The sequence below is a fragment of the Ureibacillus sp. 179-F W5.1 NHS genome (assembly GCF_045369345.1).
Classification (GTDB): Bacteria; Bacillota; Bacilli; order Bacillales_A; family Planococcaceae; genus Ureibacillus; species Ureibacillus halotolerans.
On record NZ_JBIQFG010000110.1, the window covers coordinates 1 to 752 of the forward strand.

Sequence of the window (752 nt, forward strand, 5' to 3'; positions counted from 1 at the left end):
TTTAATTCCATCTCCATTACCACTCTAAAAGTATATTTTCACACGTGCAGAGCACGTGGTTTTAAAAGAATTAATAAGGCACATTTCTTATTTAAGAAATGTGCTTGAGGAAGATGTTATTTAACTAAAGCCCTCGTTATTTACATAAAGACTTACACATTAATTTCAAATTATAAAATGATGTGACAACAATAAGTAATTATTTCTTACCTTTTCTTTCTAAAAATATTGGTGCTATATTTAGTAAAATAGAAACAATTGTCAAAAACCATAATGCCCTTTCCATACCAGGTACTACATCCTCTAAAGCTGCCCAATCTTTCACTTCTACCCACTCCGATACAAGACTGTATTCTGCACAAAGTGTTAATGCTGTAAATGATAACCCCATTGCCATTGCTAGTTTGTAATCTTTACCTGTTGCATACATATAAAGATTTATAAAAGTTGCTACTATTGCAATAAGACCTATTATTAACCACATAATAATACCTCCACTTCCATTTTTAATACAGACATAAACTGTAATTATATGGTTCCCTAAGCGTCCTTTGCAACTTTTCATAAAAGAATGTTGTTTCAACAATCTGGCCCTTAATATAAAGAAAGAGCACAATTCTTACTGCAGAAGGTACTGCACCCCAAAAGTTAGAGTAAAAAAACTAACTTTTGGGGTGATTTTTTATGACTAAATATAATGAAGAATTTAAATTGATGGTGGTTCAAGAATATTTAAGTGGCTCACTAGGATA

The 752-nt window shown here is 31.2% G+C and carries 1 protein-coding gene; it reads right to left on the reverse strand.

All coding sequences use genetic code 11. The annotated features are described in order from the left end of the window. Positions 1-199: 199 nt before the first annotated feature. A complete protein-coding gene (locus tag ACH0B5_RS18045) occupies positions 200-484 on the reverse strand; it encodes a hypothetical protein (RefSeq protein ID WP_122973201.1) in 285 nt (94 codons plus the stop codon). Positions 485-752 lie beyond the last annotated feature (268 nt).

Excerpts from the sequence above, each read along its gene's own strand:
- ACH0B5_RS18045 (WP_122973201.1), bottom strand. The coding sequence starts at position 484 with ATGTGGTTAATAATAGGTCTTATTGCAATAGTAGCAACTTTTATAAAT.